The sequence below is a fragment of the Desulfosporosinus lacus DSM 15449 genome, assembly GCF_900129935.1.
Taxonomy (GTDB): domain Bacteria; phylum Bacillota; class Desulfitobacteriia; order Desulfitobacteriales; family Desulfitobacteriaceae; genus Desulfosporosinus; species Desulfosporosinus lacus.
Genome location: NZ_FQXJ01000003.1, coordinates 416,807 through 431,825, shown reverse-complemented (window position 1 = coordinate 431,825; position 15,019 = coordinate 416,807). Strand labels below are relative to the sequence as shown.

The window sequence follows — 15,019 nt, the reverse complement described above, 5'->3', positions numbered from 1 at the left end:
CTTATGCAGGGAAAGCACATTGTACCTGTACGTTAGATACGCAACAACGAGTACTTTAACGCCACAAAAATGAGTGTCACCGAAGGAGCTATGACCTATACTGAACACTTATCGAGTAAGATGCTAGGAAACTGACTCTTCCTCGCGAATAATATTGGCACCTAATCGTGATAGTTTTTCCTCTACCATTTCGTAACCTCGATCAATGTGATGAATTCCCCTAATACTTGTTGTCCCTTCAGATGTCAGTGCTGCTAAGATCAAGGCCGCTCCAGCCCGCAAATCTGTTGCTGTCACAGGCGCAGCATTTAAGCGATTTATTCCTTGAATAATTGCACTTCGACCTTCAATCTTGATATCCGCTCCCATACGCTTTAGCTCATCGACATGCATAAAACGATTTTCAAAGACGGTCTCTGTAATCAATCCTGTTCCCTTTGCCCGAGTTAAAAATGCCATAAATGGAGCTTGTAAATCCGTCGGAAAACCCGGGTGGACCTGAGTTTTAATATCAACCGCATTATAAACGCCGTCTCCACTTATCCTAATCCCATCGTCTTCTTCCTTCATGTGAATTCCGGCTTCTTCCATTTTTGCGATCAATGGCTTTAAATGGTCTGCAATCACATTCTGAACTAAGACATCTCCCCCAGTTGCTGCAGCTAAAAGCAAATAGCTTCCTGCCTCAATGCGGTCAGGAATCACAGTATGAGTTGTACCATGAAATTCTGGAACCCCTTCAATATAGATAATGCTAGTACCAGCGCCACGAACTTTGCCACCCATCTCATTCAAAAAGGTTGCAAGATCTACAATTTCCGGCTCTTGAGCAGCATTTTCTATAAGAGTTGTGCCTTGGGCCATAGATGCAGCCATCATTATATTCTCTGTGGCACCTACGCTTGGGTAATCTAAGTAAATTCGGGCTCCCTTTAAACCCTTTGTCGAAACATCTAAAAAACCATGATCCATTCTAACTTCGGCACCCAAAGCTTCCAAGCCCTTTAGATGCCAGTTAATTGGACGTGATCCAATTGCACACCCTCCTGGGTGAGAAATTCGCACGTGACCTTTTCGTGCTAATAATGGTCCCATTGTAACTATGGACGCCCTCATCTGAGAGACTAGGTCGTACGGGGCCTCAATACAATCTATCTCACGGGCATGGATACTCAGTGTTGAGCCGTTACGCTCCACTGTCGCTCCCAACGCAGAAATTACCCGATTCATTACATTTACATCTAATAAGTCTGGAGCGTCATCTAGTCGTATCGGTTCTTTACATAGCAAACTTGCTGCAATAATTGGAAGAACAGCATTTTTTGCACCGCTTACTGTAATCGTCCCTTCAAGTGGTTTACCGCCTGTAACTGTAAGCTTACTCAAATTCTGAAGACACCCCCCTATCCAAGGATTATGTTAGTTATGGCCTGGCGCCAGATATGTTTATTTTCGACTTGTTTATATTCTCTTTGACCTATCAAATATCCTGCATAATTTCGACTTTTTTCTTGTTTTTTAAGCTAGAATTCCTTGAGCAAGGCGGGGATAGCAAGAACAGATTGCCCTACATTCCCTTTTCCGCGACTTAATAGTTGTATATTGATTTGATCTTGACCCGCGATAACACTCGTCTCAATATTTTTTTGATAAGCTGCGGTAGAAATCATATTATCTATGAGAACCCACTGAGCAGGATCTGCATTCGTCTGGCTTAGATAGGCGGAGATATCTACAGCCTGATTGATACGCTCATCCAGATAAATTTCCCCGCCAGCCTTTTCAATTTGCGGGACTATAGTAGTATACCATGCATAAAGACTATTTTCCTCGCTTTTATTCAGTGTTTGCTGTCCTGTCAGTGTTGCAATTACTTCATTTTCCATCTGCAATTCCTTATAAGTCCATATCCATTCAGGTGTGGGTTTACTCGTTCTGATTGCGACAGGTATATCTCTATCTTCAAACCACAAAATAACACTGACTTCTGCGTATTGTGCCTGTGCTATTCCTGAATTTAGCAGTAAGGGTGCCTCTGACTTTGCTGTCTGTCCGGCATCATTATTTTGTGTCATTGCTAGGGTCTGGCCTCCAAAGCAAATCATCAATGTCCAAGCTAATATAACTATTTTTAATCTAATACGATTGAAATGACAGGCATTTGTGGACTCGTAACTCATGAACATATTATACCCTCTTTTCTCTCCTTCTGGTATTAATCTTAGTTTTACCAAATAGTGAGAAAGCTAACATACCTGCACTAAATATTACACAATTATTTTTAAGTCAACGCGCAAAATAGAAAAAAGCCCCCATTAATGAGGGCCTTTCATCATTTTAACAATGAAATTAGCTATATGAGCTTATTTTTTGTCTCCAGCAGCGTTAAGTCGAGCCGCAGCTCTTCGCAACGCATACTCAGCACGTTGTAAATCGATTTCGTTGGTACGAGACCCTAATCGTTTCAAAGCTCGTTCTTTTGCTTCTACTGCTCGTTTCACATCAATCTGCTCAGCAAGCTCAGCACTGTCTGCGAGAACGACTGCCGCATTATCAACAACTTCGACAAAACCACCTGCGATTGCAGCTTGATTAGTTTTCCCATTAAGGGTGTACCGTATAACTCCTACATCCAGTCCTGCAATTAAGGGTGCGTGGTTTGGTAGAATTCCTAGCTCACCTAATCCTCCAGGAAGAACAACAAACTCAACATTTTCTTTCAGTACGTTCCCTTCCGGAGAGACAATGCGTAGAGAGAATGTTGCTGCCATGGCTTATTCCCCCAATGTCTTGGCTTTTTCGATCACTTCTTCTATGGGCCCAACCATAAGGAAGGCTGCCTCAGACAAGTGATCGTATTTTCCATCCGCAATTTCGTTAAAGCCACGAATAGTTTCTTTTAGCGGCACATACTTTCCTGGCGTACCCGTAAATGCTTCTGCAACGTGGAACGGCTGTGACAGGAAACGCTGGATCTTACGTGCTCTAGCTACGATAAGTTTCTCATCTTCAGATAGCTCATCCATACCAAGAATAGCAATGATATCTTGCAACTCTTTATATTTTTGGAGGATTTGCTGAATACGTCGAGCAACACCATAATGTTCTTCTCCAAGAACTAAAGGTGAAAGAATACGGGACGTGGAATCTAGCGGATCCACGGCAGGGTAAATTCCTATTTCGGAAATAGCACGGGACAGAACGGTAGTTGCATCCAAATGCGCGAACGCAGTTGCTGGTGCAGGGTCTGTCAAGTCATCCGCAGGCACATAGATTGCTTGTACAGATGTGATAGATCCTTTACGGGTGGACGTAATCCGCTCTTGCAATTGACCCATTTCAGTAGCCAAGGTTGGTTGATATCCAACCGCAGATGGCATCCGACCGAGCAAGGCCGAAACCTCAGATCCAGCTTGTGTGAATCGGAAAATGTTATCAATAAACAGCAGTACGTCTTGACCTTGATCATCACGGAAATATTCCGCCATGGTCAGACCCGTCAAGCCTACACGAAGACGAGCTCCCGGTGGTTCGTTCATTTGACCGAAGACCATAGCAGTCTTGTCAATAACACCGGACTCTTTCATTTCGTTCCAAAGGTCGTTTCCTTCACGAGTACGCTCTCCAACTCCGGCGAATACTGAAATACCACCGTGTTGTTTCGCAATATTGTTGATTAGTTCCATGATCAATACTGTCTTACCAACTCCTGCACCGCCGAAGAGTCCAATTTTTCCACCCTTGGAATACGGAGCAAGTAAGTCAATGACCTTAATTCCAGTCTCCAAAATGCGGGTTGAAGGTTCTTGATCTTCAAAGGCAGGAGCTGGCCGATGGATCGGATAATGAGTGTCAGCTTTGACTTCTCCACCGTTATCGATAGGCAATCCCAAGACACTTACCATTCGACCGAGAGTCGCTGGACCAACTGGGACCGTAATCGCTGCACCCGTATCAATTACATCAGTACCTCTTTGTAATCCATCGGTTGAGGACATTGCCACAGTACGCACCGTGTTATTTCCGAGATGTTGAGCGACTTCTAAAGTTATGTTAATATTCTGGTCTGGAACCTTAATCTCAAGGGCGTTATATATTTCCGGAAGTTCGTCGGGCGAAAACTCAACGTCAACTACCGCTCCCAAAACTTGCAAAACCTTGCCGATATTCACAGGCGCGAAACCTCCTTTTTGGGTATTTATGGCAGATTATTCTAAGGCAGCTGCCCCCGAGACGATTTCGGATATTTCCGTGGTTATAGCCGCCTGTCGGGCTCTGTTCATCGCCAGCGACAACCGACCAATCATATCCTTGGCATTATCCGTTGCCGAACTCATTGCCGTCATCCGAGCCCCTTGCTCACTCGCTTTTCCTTCAAGGATCGTCCGAAATATCTGTGTTTCAACATACTTCGGCAACAGCGTGGTAAGGATTGCCTCGGGTGAGGGTTCAAATATATACTGCTTGCCTTGTTTTCCTTCCGGTTGTTTGATCGGAAGTAATTTGACTTGCGTGGGTCTTTGGGTCATCGCTGTGACGAATTCGGTATATAAGAGATATACTTCGTCCGCTTCCCCTTGCTCATAAAGGCGAATCACTTCCTGAGCAATCTGTTTCGCTTGATTATAACTCGGCTCATCCCCGAGTGCTACAAACTCAGCCAAAAACTCTATTTTGCCGCGTCGAAAGAAATCTCGACCTTTGCGGCCTACCGTCACCAGCTTAACCTCTTGCGGTGTTTCGGCAATCAAGCCCGCGGTCTTACGAATAAGGTTTGCGTTGTACCCTCCGCAAAGACCACGATCTGACGTTATCAACACATAAACCACCTTTTGCACTGGCCGCTCTTTCAAGAGCGGATGAACAATATCCACAGGAGCCTGTGCTAAGCGTTCCAAGACTCCTTGCAATTGGCTGGCATAGGGGCGGGCAGCGTTAAGTTTTAGTTGGGCTTTTCTGAGTTTGGCCGCGGAAACCATTTTCATCGCCTTTGTAATCTGCTCCATATTGCGGACGCTACGAATCCTCCGGCGAATATCTTGTGCTCCTGCCACCTCGTTCACCTACTCCTTTATAATCTAGGCTAAAAATCCCTGCTTAAACTCATTAATCGCTTTTTCAAGCTCGGCGATCATTTCTTTGGAGAGCGCCTTCTCAGTTCGAATTTTTCCCAACAGGTCAGCCTTCACGGAGCGCATGAAGCGCAGGTATTCCTCTTCAAACTTCCCGATCTTTTCCACATCAATCTCGTCAACAAATCCTTTAACCGCTGCATAGATGACCACTACTTCTTCTTCGACGGGCATAGCTGAGTACTGACTTTGCTTGAGAATTTCCAGTGTCCGCTGACCTCGCGTGAGTCGCATCTGGGTGACTTTATCCAAGTCAGATCCAAACTGTGAGAATGCAGCCAATTCACGATAGGAGGCGAGATCCAAACGAAGTTGTCCAGCAACTTGTTTCATCGCTTTAATTTGGGCGGAACCCCCTACACGAGAGACGGAGATACCGACGTTAATGGCAGGTCGGAAACCAGAGTTGAAGAGGTCTGCTTCTAAAAAGATCTGACCGTCTGTGATGGAAATCACATTCGTCGGAATATAGGCTGACATGTCTCCCGCTTGAGTTTCGATCACCGGGAGTGCCGTCATCGACCCGCCGCCGAGTTCATCAGACAACTTTGCAGCTCTCTCCAATAAACGGGAATGCAGATAGAAAACGTCTCCAGGGTATGCTTCACGACCCGGTGGGCGTTTGAGCAGTAAGGAAAGTTCCCTGTATGCAACGGCCTGTTTAGAAAGGTCATCATAAACAATCAATACATGCTTCCCATTGTACATGAACTCTTCGCCCATAGCGCAACCTGAATAGGGTGCAATATAGACCATCGGCGCAGGTTCAGAAGCAGTAGCTGCTACAACAATGGTAAACTTCATAGCATCGTGATCTTCTAACGTCTTAACCACGCTAGCGACAGTGGATGCTTTTTGCCCAACAGCAACATAGATACAAATCATATCTTGGCCTTTTTGGTTGATGATCGTATCAATTGCCACCGCGGTTTTACCAGTTTGACGGTCCCCAATAATCAATTCGCGCTGACCGCGACCGATTGGAACCATGGCATCAATGGATTTAAGACCAGTTTGCAAAGGCTCATGAACCGACTTCCGAGCTACCACGCCTGAAGCCTGGGATTCAATCGGGCGAAACTTATTCGACGCAATTTCCCCTTTGCCATCGATGGGTTGTCCAAGTGCATTAACGACTCGGCCGATCAAAGCCTCGCCTACTGGAACTTCCACAATTCGACCTGTCCTTTTGACTTGGTCGCCCTCTTTAATACCTTTGAATTGACCTAGAATAACGCAACCGATATTGTCTTCTTCTAGGTTCATTGCCATACCATAAACGTTACCAGGAAACTCCAAAAGTTCACCGGCCATGGCTTTTTCGAGGCCGTAAACACGAGCAATTCCGTCTCCGACTTGGATAACTGTCCCAACATCTACGATTTCGACAGCCGTATCATAGCGCTCGATTTGCTGTTTGATAATAGAACTAATTTCTTCTGGACGCAAGTTCATCCTGTTATTTCACCCCTACTTCCTGAGGTTTATCTGAGGTTTTTCGTAAATCCTCACGCATTCTATTCAAAGCGTGGGCGACGGTCCCATCCATCACGCGATCTCCGACCTGAATGAGGACTCCTCCAATGAGTTCAGATCGTACTTCGCTGATAATACGGACATCTTTCCCAGTCATCCGGCCAATGGCCTTCTTGAGATTGTCAAGTTGAGAGTCATCCAAGCTAATGGCACTAACCACCTTGGCCTCTACGACTTGACGGGCTTCATCCGCCAGCCGAGTAAACTCACGCTGAATAACCGGCAAGAGATATTCTCTTTTTCGATCAATCAATAGGTGGAGGAACCGACGTGTTGTCTCCCCAAACTCTTCTCCTAAAATTTTGTCCATAATAGACTTTTTGTCACTTGAAGAGATATGGGGATGCAACAAGGCGTTATTAACCTCTTTGTTTCCCTCTACTAGTTTTGTAAGCTCACGCAAATCGGTATCAATCGGATCAAGAGCCGTCTCAGTCGCAATTTTAAACAAGGCTTGGGAATACCTACGAGCAAGTGAGCCATTTATCATTGCATTTCCCCTACCTCTTGAATGAATTGATCTATTAGTTTACCTTGAGTCGTCATGTCAAGTTTTTGCCGAATGATTTTCTCTGCCACTAAAACTGACAGATCGGCTACCTGTGCCTTGACCTCAGTGATCGCCCGATCTCGTTCACGTTCAATATCTACAAGGGCAGATTTTTTGATCTTCTCTGATTCTTCATGAGCAGCGGCTAAAATTTCAGAAGCACGGACTTCACTTACCTTAGTAGCCTTTGCAATCACTTCTTGGGCTTCCTGGCGAGCTTTACGCATTTCCTCTTGGTATTCGCGTTTTATTGTCTCCGCCTGTTGCCGTTCGTTTTCTGCCTGTGTAAGCATGGATTCAATATTAGTCCGCCGTTCTTCCATCATTTTCATTAGCGGTTTCCAAGCATATTTACTTAGTAAATAAACAAGCAACAGGAAAGATAAGACAGTAGCCGGTACAGTATAGTCAAATTGAATAGGATTCCCACCCAATGGTCTACCCCCCTCTCGAGTCTAATTGACGTCGGGATGATTTTTTTCAAGGGAGAACTCTCGTTCCCCCTTGAATTAAGATGGGCGTAACTTCTGCCCATCATGTGAGCTTACTTTGTAAACATGAGAAGCAGGGCTAGTACCCAGCTAAGGAGTGGCAAAGCCTCGATCAAACCGACACCAATAAACATGGTAGCTTGTAATGTAGCTTTAGCCTCCGGTTGACGACCAATACCCTCTACCGTTTTACTAATAACATTACCATTACCAATTGATGCCCCAAGAGCTGCCAAGCCAGCAGCAATTCCTGCACCAAGTGCAGCAGCAGCAGACACGTCCATGGGATTTCCTCCTTTCTTGTTTCCAATAATTTTAAAATATTATTCCCTCAGTGGTGTCGAGCATCACTGAAAACCAACACAGAACGAAGTGCTTAGTGAGCTTCTGTGGTGACAGCTTGGGATACGTATGCTGTCGTCAAAACCACAAATACGTAAGATTGAATGGCTCCGATGAAAATACTGAAAGCTAGCCAAATAGTCGTCGGTAAAATACCGGGCAGTACCCAGATACCAGGTAACATCAAAATTACCCCTAGTAAAATTTCACCTGCGAAGATGTTTCCGAAAAGACGGAAGGCTAGTGTCATTGGTTTAGAGAGCAAATCAATGGCGTGAATGATCACAAACACCGGATATGGTTCAACAAAGTGATGGAAATAATGAGCTCCTTTATGCTTGATACCCAATGATACAACTAAAATAATGGTTAGCAATGCTAATGAAATTGTAGTGTTAATATCAGCCGTTGGAGACATCATGGATGGTCCACTGAAAATATGACCTAATTGAGCAAAATGAACGTCGTGTAGTAAATTAAACGTGAAGTTTGGGATAAGGCCAAGCATATTGGAAAAGAAAACAAACATGAACAACGTTACCAAATAGCTTAGCAGTGGACGTCCCTTTTCATAGTCCATATTATCTGATACAATGCTACGGACAAAATCTATGATCCACTCTAAAACGTTTTGCATTTTACCAGGTTTTCCACTGGTTAAATTGCGTACTCCAAGTAAGACAAATACCATAACAGCGGCCATCGAAATCCAAGTCATGACTAATGTTTTACCATGAAATGTCATACTCCCCAAATGCCACAATACTGTTTCATGCACTTCTTTTATCACCCCTTTCTCCATAGTTTTTTTGTATTGCCACAATGATAAATGATATTATCACCCCTGTAACAATCCCTAACGCTAAAGTAAACAGCCAACTTGACTGGAACCGAGCAACAGCGACGACAATCAGAGTAATCATGCCTAGCCGTGCCATAAAGTTCCTGCGCATCCGTTTGATCGCTGATTGAATATCAAGCTCAGAACTTAGTACCGCTTCACGATGAAGCCACAAAGTATAACCAAACCCAGCCCAATATCCCAGCAAACTACCGAAGAAGACCTGCCTACCCGTTAAAGCTACCCCAATCAACATACAGGCTGTGCCACTCAACAATGCGATAAAGCTACTTCTTATCATCGGATGCTCCCAACTTCATTAAAGTGATTACTAAGTAGCTTCCTCCGAGTACCAGTCCAATTAACATTAAACTGATTGTGAATAATGGTTCTGTTTGCCACCTGACATCGAGGTATCTGCCTAAGAAGAAGCCTCCCCCGACAAGTATAGCCAAGGATGTTGATATATTAGAACCGACTACAAGTGCTTTTTGCCAAGATCTTTGTTCCTCAGCCATATTATTCTTTCCTTATGTATTGAATTTTAAAAAGTGAAACTAAAACTTCTTAATTAGAATCTGCTATTTCAACCAGCGTGCAATATGCTAATTTTAACAATTCCTGCTATATTTTATATATTAGCATACTTCAAGAGGACTTTGTGCTTTTTTTTACAGCATTGAAGAATTTTATGTCCACTCTTAATTTTCTGCAATTATTTCTACAATTCGTTTAGCTGCAGTTCCGTCTCCATAAGGATTACTGGCCAATGTCATTTTTTGATAAGCATTTTCATCCCCTAATAGATGCTTTAGTTCTAAAAATACACCTTCGTATTCTGTCCCCACGAGCAAGACAGTCCCCGCTGCTACAGCCTCAGGACGTTCCGTCGTGTCTCGGACTACCAACACAGGTTTTCCTAAAGACGGGGCCTCCTCCTGAATCCCACCCGAGTCGGTTAAAATCAAATGTGCACGTGCCATTAGGTTTGCAAAGGGCTCATAGTCCATCGGTTCAATAAGATTGACCCGAGGATGAGACCCAAGGACCTCTGTCACAACTTTTCTAACAATGGGGTTCTTATGAACCGGAAAGATAACGTATGTATCAGGAAAGGTATCTAGGGTATTCCTCAAAGCCTGATAAATCTGACGCATTGGCTCACCTAAGTTTTCCCTGCGATGCGTCGTAACAAGAATCATTCGTGATTCTTGTCGTTGGCTCAGGATCTCTTGAATTTCTTTGTCAACAAAACTGTATCCCGGGTTCACCGTAGCAAGTAAAGCATCTATGACCGTATTGCCCGTGACAAAAATCTTTTCAGGAGGAATTCCTTCTTGTTCGAGATTTCTTTTTGCCGTCTCTGTAGGGGCAAAATGGTAGTCGGTTAAAACACTCGCCAGTTTTCGATTCATCTCTTCTGGAAATGGGGAATACTTGTTGCCGGTTCGCAATCCGGCCTCGACGTGGCCAACTGGAATTTGCGCATAAAAGGCAGCAAGGGCAGCCACAAACGTTGTCGTCGTGTCCCCATGTACCAAGACTAAGTCAGGAAGTTCACGTTGGAAAACTTCTTTTAGTCCATTTAATGCCCGAGTTGTGATTTCTGTTAACGTTTGCCCCTGCCGCATAAGGTTTAGATCAAAATCCGGAACGATTTTAAATAACTTTAAAACTTGATCTAACATCTCTCGGTGCTGAGCAGTTACGATAACTTGACAGAGAATTGAATCTTTCTGTCGGAGTGCCCGGATCACGGGTGCCATTTTTATAGCCTCTGGGCGTGTTCCAAATACTACCATCACTTTTTTTCGTTTATTCACTCGGATTACTCCCTTCGATAATCAATCGTTAATCCGACTGCTGACTAAATTAACCTAAGGCAACTTCCTTCACCTTAATCAATTTCGAGACTCCCACTTCTTCAAGAGGGTGTTCCTTATTCTACTTCGGTGACGATGGTCTCGATGTTCAGCTTTAGCTGAACGAGTTCACAGAGCAACACATACATTAGCTAACAAATATCTTCTCCAAATTTCACTAAATCCAATCCTGCTTCTCTAGCCATTTCAACTGCCAGCTGATCAGGATACGAATGAGTGTATATTACTCGCTTAATGCCAGCATTAATCAGCAGTTTTGTGCATAATACACAAGGCTGATGGGTGGTGTACAGATCTGCTCCAGTAATAGCGACTCCATGCTTTGCTGCTTGTACTAAAGCGTTTTGTTCTGCATGCACAGCACGGCAGATCTCATGGCGTTCCCCTGAGGGAACGCCTAAGCTCTGCCGTAAACACCCAACTTCATCACAATGTTGGAGTCCAGAAGGACTCCCGTTATATCCGGTACTTAGGATTTGTTTATCCTTAACCATGACAGCCCCAACTTGGCGGCGCAGGCAAGTTGAGCGTCCGGCTACTACTTGTGCCATTTGGATAAAATAGCTGTCCCAACTAGGACGCTTGCCTTGACTCATCATTTCGTGCCAAACAACCGGTCCCCGGCATCCCCGAGACCCGGTACAATATAACCATGGTCGTTCAACCGCTCATCTACCGCTGCGACAAAGATATCCACATCAGCGTGTGCGTTTTGCACGGCTTGAATTCCCTCCGGCGCTGCGATCAGGCACATTAATTTAATGTTCTTGGCGCCACGTTCCTTTAAAAACGTTATTGCTGCCGCCGCCGAGCCACCCGTTGCCAACATCGGATCAATCACAATAAGATCGCGTTCCGCAATGTCGGGGGGCAACTTGCAATAGTATTCCACAGGCATGAGAGTTTCAGGGTCTCGATAAAGTCCGACATGTCCCACTTTTGCAGCAGGAATTAGGCGGAGCATTCCATCGACCATTCCTAAACCTGCACGCAGAATCGGAACTAATCCGACCTTTCGACCTGCAATCACCTTGCTTTTTGCTATTGCTACAGGGGTCTTCACTTCAATTTCCTGAAGTGGAAAATCACGAGTTACCTCATAGGCCATTAACATCGAGACTTCTTCGACTAGTTCCCTAAATTCCTTTGAACCTGTTTCCTCATCCCGTATTAGAGACAACTTGTGTTGAATTAAAGGATGATCAAGTACTTGAAGCTTTGGCATCGTTTTGGCTCTCCTAACTCCTAATCTAAATTAGTGTATAAGGGAAATTCAGCGCATAAAGAACTGACTATTTCCCGTGCTTGTGACAGTTTATCAGGTTCATTGTGTGAGGTCAAGGCAAGGTCCATCGCTTCCGCTATCCGCTTCATAGCGTCTGGGTTCATGCCCCGCGTTGTGACTGCAGGAGTCCCAAGCCTGATTCCACTGGTGACAAAAGGACTTGCCGTGTCAAAGGGAATCGTATTTTTATTTACTGTAATACCAACTTCATGCAGGATGCCTTCCGCTTCCTTGCCTGTTAACTGTTTAGTCCTTACATCTACAAGCATTACGTGATTGTCAGTTCCTCCTGAAACAAGGCGGAATCCACGATCCGTAAGTGCCTGAGCCAAAGCCTTAGCATTCTCAACGATATTCGTTTGGTAGATTTTGAATTCAGGTTGAAGAGCTTCTCCAAAGGCAACTGCTTTAGCCGCAATAACATGCATCAAAGGGCCGCCTTGAATACCTGGGAAAATTGCTTTATCAATGGCTTGGGCATTTTCAGCTTTACAGAGAATTAAGCCCCCGCGCGGTCCTCTCAAGGTTTTATGGGTAGTAGAGGTCACAAAATCTGCATAAGGCACCGGAGATGGGTGTAAACCCGCCGCCACAAGTCCCGCAAAATGGGCCATGTCAACCATTAATAAAGCGCCCGCTTCATCTGCAATTTCACGCATTTTGACAAAATCTATAATTCTTGGATAAGCACTTGCTCCTGCAACAATCATTTTTGGATGATGTTCAATAGCCAACTGCCGAACCTGATCATAATCAATTCTTTCCGTTTCTGGGTCTACTCCGTAAGGAACTACATTGAAATACACTCCTGAAATATTGACCGGACTCCCATGGGTCAAGTGTCCCCCGTGGGATAAATTCATGCCGAGTATCGTATCTCCAGGTTTCAAAAAAGCAAAATATACAGCCATATTGGCTTGAGACCCAGAATGAGGCTGTACATTAGCATGCTCCGCGCCAAAAATCTCCTTAACTCGTTCACGTGCTAAATTTTCGGCCACATCAACAAACTCACACCCGCCATAATATCTCTTACCTGGATATCCTTCAGCATATTTGTTGGTGAGTACAGATCCTTGAGCAGCCATCACTGCTCGGCTAACAAAGTTTTCAGAGGCTATTAGCTCAATGGTATTCTTCTGACGATTTTCTTCTTGCTCGATGGCTTTAGCAACTTCGGGATCCTGGCTTTTTACCCATTGATTAATATAATCCATGTTAGTTCACTCCTGTTCACAATTTCCTTTAGCTGGGGTCGCGAGGTTTTTTGCTAGTATGTAATAGGGGCATTTCTCGACTGGCATGTATTAAGCATACGCAGCTCGCGGGCCGCCAATAAGGCGCGGTCGGGTGCGTGCCAAGGTGAGGTGAGCTTCACCAAGTTCTTTGACATGTATGCGAATAGGTATTGCTACTGGTCTAAGGTGCATGCCAATAAATGTATCGCCAATATCAATCCCCGCATGTCCTTGAATTCTTTCTACCATAACTGGAGAAGAAAACTCTTCCCATGCTTTGACAGTCATAGCTCCTCCCGCATGAAGCGCCGGAAGAACTGTAACTTCCTCCAGTCTGTAATGCTCCCGGCAAGCACCTTCTACCACTAAAGCACGGTTGATATGTTCACATCCTTGAACAGCTAAATAGATCCCACGCTGGTGCACCCGTTCTAACAAAGGAGGAAGCAATACCTCTGCGATTTCCAAACTGCTTCCCTGCCCAATTTGATGTCCGGCGACTTCACTCGTACTGCACCCTAAGATAAGGATTTGTCGGGACCGGAGTTCAGCCTTTGAGAAGAAGGCATCTAATACCTCATTCCATACTTTAGCCATATCTTGCAGTTTTTCCGCGATGTTTTTGTCCATAAGAAAGGTTCTCTCCTCTCCTTTGTCATTGATTCCATGAAGTTTATCAGTTAGATGTCTTTCCCTCGTTCAATATCAGAAATCAAACTTACACGGAGAGCATGCCTGCCACCTGAAAATGCCGTCTTCAAGAAAATGTCAACAATGTCCAGGGCAAGTCCTGCTCCAATAACTCGAGCACCCAGGGCTAAAATATTAGCATCATTATGTTCTCTTGCCATTCGAGCAGAAAAAGTCTCAGAGCAAACCGCAGCACGGATTCCAGGAATTTTGTTAGCAGCCATAGAAATTCCCAACCCGGTTCCGCAGACGGCAATTCCTAAATCTGCTTCCCCTTTTGTGATTGCACTGCCTACCGCAAAACCGTACTTTGGATAATCAACAGAATCCTTAGAATGGGTTCCAAAATCGAGAACTTCTATTCCCTGAGTCTCTAAATGCGTTCGAATAGCTTCTTTAAGTTCGTATCCACCGTGATCAGCTCCCAGCGCAACTCTCACTCTTAAACCTCCCTCTTTTAGTTCATTATTTATTTCTCTAGATAGTTGTAAAAATCCTGCAAAAGCACAAAATATAGCGACGTTTCACGCCGCTAGTGTAGACATTTTTCTTCTATCTTATGCTTTTTTCTCAGTACTTTCATTACCTGTAAGCAACTGCCTTTTTAAATTACTCAGCAATTCTCTGATTTCCTGCGCCGTCTGACGATAAACTTCTAGTGAACCCATCCACGGATCTAGAATATCTCGTTTTCCATCTCCCCAATCCCCTAAACGCCGGATTTTATGAATACATTGAGGAAAGCGACGCTTTAAGCCTTCTTCTTGCGCTTGAGTCATAGGTATAATCCAATCAGCATCTGCCATAAGTTCATCACTAACTCTTCTTGCACCATACTGAGAAATATCTACATTTTGTTCTTTAAGAATCTTCACCACGTGAGTACTGACCTCGTCTCCATCCCACGCATCGATTCCTGCTGAACTTACTTGAACTGAGTCTCCAAACATTGCCCGGGCCATCCCCTCCGCCAACGGACTGCGACACGTATTTCCTGTACAAACAAACAAAAGTTTCGGCCCCAATAAACT

The 15,019-nt window shown here is 44.5% G+C and carries 19 protein-coding genes; all 19 read right to left on the bottom strand.

The genetic code is table 11. The features are described from left to right. Window positions 1-123 precede the first annotated feature (123 nt). Window positions 124-1,386, bottom strand: a complete 1,263-nt coding sequence (murA, locus tag BUB11_RS02230) for a UDP-N-acetylglucosamine 1-carboxyvinyltransferase (RefSeq protein ID WP_073027535.1) — start codon at window positions 1,384-1,386, stop codon at window positions 124-126. Between the two features lie 137 nt (window positions 1,387-1,523). Next, window positions 1,524-2,075 carry a hypothetical protein gene (locus tag BUB11_RS02225; protein ID WP_242947421.1) on the bottom strand — a complete coding sequence of 184 codons (552 nt, stop codon included), beginning with the start codon at window positions 2,073-2,075 and terminating at the stop codon, window positions 1,524-1,526. Between the two features lie 288 nt (window positions 2,076-2,363). Next, complete coding sequence (locus tag BUB11_RS02220; RefSeq protein ID WP_073027533.1) at window positions 2,364-2,771, bottom strand: F0F1 ATP synthase subunit epsilon; 408 nt, start codon at window positions 2,769-2,771, stop codon at window positions 2,364-2,366. 3 nt (window positions 2,772-2,774) lie between these two features. Beyond that, window positions 2,775-4,172: a F0F1 ATP synthase subunit beta gene (gene atpD, locus BUB11_RS02215; RefSeq protein WP_073027531.1), complete on the bottom strand. Its 1,398-nt coding sequence runs from the start codon at window positions 4,170-4,172 to the stop codon at window positions 2,775-2,777. A 36-nt stretch (window positions 4,173-4,208) separates the two neighbouring features. After that, complete coding sequence (atpG, locus tag BUB11_RS02210; protein ID WP_073027529.1) at window positions 4,209-5,054, bottom strand: ATP synthase F1 subunit gamma; 846 nt, start codon at window positions 5,052-5,054, stop codon at window positions 4,209-4,211. A gap of 24 nt (window positions 5,055-5,078) precedes the next feature. Then, window positions 5,079-6,587 (bottom strand): F0F1 ATP synthase subunit alpha, encoded by a 1,509-nt coding sequence (gene atpA / locus BUB11_RS02205; RefSeq protein ID WP_073027523.1) that lies wholly within the window; start codon window positions 6,585-6,587, stop codon window positions 5,079-5,081. 4 nt (window positions 6,588-6,591) lie between these two features. Continuing rightward, window positions 6,592-7,158, bottom strand: a complete 567-nt coding sequence (gene atpH / locus BUB11_RS02200) for an ATP synthase F1 subunit delta (RefSeq protein ID WP_073027521.1) — start codon at window positions 7,156-7,158, stop codon at window positions 6,592-6,594. Further along, entirely contained in the window at window positions 7,155-7,652 is a 498-nt protein-coding gene (gene atpF, locus BUB11_RS02195; RefSeq protein WP_073027519.1) for a F0F1 ATP synthase subunit B, read from the bottom strand. The genes atpH and atpF overlap by 4 nt, the downstream gene beginning before the upstream one ends. A gap of 110 nt (window positions 7,653-7,762) precedes the next feature. Further along, the gene (atpE, locus tag BUB11_RS02190; RefSeq protein WP_007787575.1) at window positions 7,763-7,993 is read right to left on the bottom strand and encodes a F0F1 ATP synthase subunit C; all 231 of its coding nucleotides are present in this window, start codon (window positions 7,991-7,993) and stop codon (window positions 7,763-7,765) included. A gap of 92 nt (window positions 7,994-8,085) precedes the next feature. After that, on the bottom strand, window positions 8,086-8,829 hold the full coding sequence (gene atpB, locus BUB11_RS02185) for a F0F1 ATP synthase subunit A (RefSeq protein WP_073028179.1): 744 nt from the start codon (window positions 8,827-8,829) through the stop codon (window positions 8,086-8,088). Further along, complete coding sequence (locus tag BUB11_RS02180; protein WP_073027518.1) at window positions 8,822-9,193, bottom strand: hypothetical protein; 372 nt, start codon at window positions 9,191-9,193, stop codon at window positions 8,822-8,824. The genes atpB and BUB11_RS02180 overlap by 8 nt, the downstream gene beginning before the upstream one ends. Further along, the gene (locus BUB11_RS02175; protein ID WP_073027516.1) at window positions 9,180-9,410 is read right to left on the bottom strand and encodes an AtpZ/AtpI family protein; all 231 of its coding nucleotides are present in this window, start codon (window positions 9,408-9,410) and stop codon (window positions 9,180-9,182) included. Before BUB11_RS02175 ends, BUB11_RS02180 begins: the two co-directional genes overlap by 14 nt. A 183-nt stretch (window positions 9,411-9,593) precedes the next feature. Beyond that, a complete protein-coding gene (gene wecB / locus BUB11_RS02170) occupies window positions 9,594-10,715 on the bottom strand; it encodes a non-hydrolyzing UDP-N-acetylglucosamine 2-epimerase (RefSeq protein WP_073027514.1) in 1,122 nt (373 codons plus the stop codon). A gap of 191 nt (window positions 10,716-10,906) precedes the next feature. Further along, window positions 10,907-11,371 carry a deoxycytidylate deaminase gene (locus BUB11_RS02165; RefSeq protein ID WP_073027512.1) on the bottom strand — a complete coding sequence of 155 codons (465 nt, stop codon included), beginning with the start codon at window positions 11,369-11,371 and terminating at the stop codon, window positions 10,907-10,909. Next, complete coding sequence (gene upp / locus BUB11_RS02160; RefSeq protein ID WP_073027500.1) at window positions 11,371-12,000, bottom strand: uracil phosphoribosyltransferase; 630 nt, start codon at window positions 11,998-12,000, stop codon at window positions 11,371-11,373. Before upp ends, BUB11_RS02165 begins: the two co-directional genes overlap by 1 nt. 20 nt (window positions 12,001-12,020) lie before the next feature. Further along, the gene (locus tag BUB11_RS02155) at window positions 12,021-13,277 is read right to left on the bottom strand and encodes a serine hydroxymethyltransferase (RefSeq protein WP_073027499.1); all 1,257 of its coding nucleotides are present in this window, start codon (window positions 13,275-13,277) and stop codon (window positions 12,021-12,023) included. A gap of 90 nt (window positions 13,278-13,367) precedes the next feature. Further along, window positions 13,368-13,928, bottom strand: coding sequence for a TIGR01440 family protein (locus BUB11_RS02150; RefSeq protein ID WP_073027498.1), 561 nt, complete (start codon window positions 13,926-13,928; stop codon window positions 13,368-13,370). Window positions 13,929-13,978: 50 nt separating this feature from the next. Next, window positions 13,979-14,428, bottom strand: a complete 450-nt coding sequence (gene rpiB / locus BUB11_RS02145; RefSeq protein ID WP_073027497.1) for a ribose 5-phosphate isomerase B — start codon at window positions 14,426-14,428, stop codon at window positions 13,979-13,981. A gap of 117 nt (window positions 14,429-14,545) precedes the next feature. After that, entirely contained in the window at window positions 14,546-15,013 is a 468-nt protein-coding gene (locus BUB11_RS02140; protein WP_073027496.1) for a low molecular weight protein arginine phosphatase, read from the bottom strand. Window positions 15,014-15,019 lie beyond the last annotated feature (6 nt).

Excerpts from the sequence above, each read along its gene's own strand:
- BUB11_RS02225 (WP_242947421.1), bottom strand. The coding sequence starts at position 2,075 with ATGACACAAAATAATGATGCCGGACAGACAGCAAAGTCAGAGGCACCC.
- BUB11_RS02220 (WP_073027533.1), bottom strand. The coding sequence starts at position 2,771 with ATGGCAGCAACATTCTCTCTACGCATTGTCTCTCCGGAAGGGAACGTA.
- atpA (WP_073027523.1), bottom strand. The coding sequence starts at position 6,587 with ATGAACTTGCGTCCAGAAGAAATTAGTTCTATTATCAAACAGCAAATC.
- atpH (WP_073027521.1), bottom strand. The coding sequence starts at position 7,158 with ATGATAAATGGCTCACTTGCTCGTAGGTATTCCCAAGCCTTGTTTAAA.
- atpE (WP_007787575.1), bottom strand. The coding sequence starts at position 7,993 with ATGGACGTGTCTGCTGCTGCTGCACTTGGTGCAGGAATTGCTGCTGGC.
- BUB11_RS02180 (WP_073027518.1), bottom strand. The coding sequence starts at position 9,193 with ATGATAAGAAGTAGCTTTATCGCATTGTTGAGTGGCACAGCCTGTATG.
- BUB11_RS02175 (WP_073027516.1), bottom strand. The coding sequence starts at position 9,410 with ATGGCTGAGGAACAAAGATCTTGGCAAAAAGCACTTGTAGTCGGTTCT.
- BUB11_RS02165 (WP_073027512.1), bottom strand. The coding sequence starts at position 11,371 with ATGAGTCAAGGCAAGCGTCCTAGTTGGGACAGCTATTTTATCCAAATG.
- upp (WP_073027500.1), bottom strand. The coding sequence starts at position 12,000 with ATGCCAAAGCTTCAAGTACTTGATCATCCTTTAATTCAACACAAGTTG.
- BUB11_RS02155 (WP_073027499.1), bottom strand. The coding sequence starts at position 13,277 with ATGGATTATATTAATCAATGGGTAAAAAGCCAGGATCCCGAAGTTGCT.
- BUB11_RS02150 (WP_073027498.1), bottom strand. The coding sequence starts at position 13,928 with ATGGACAAAAACATCGCGGAAAAACTGCAAGATATGGCTAAAGTATGG.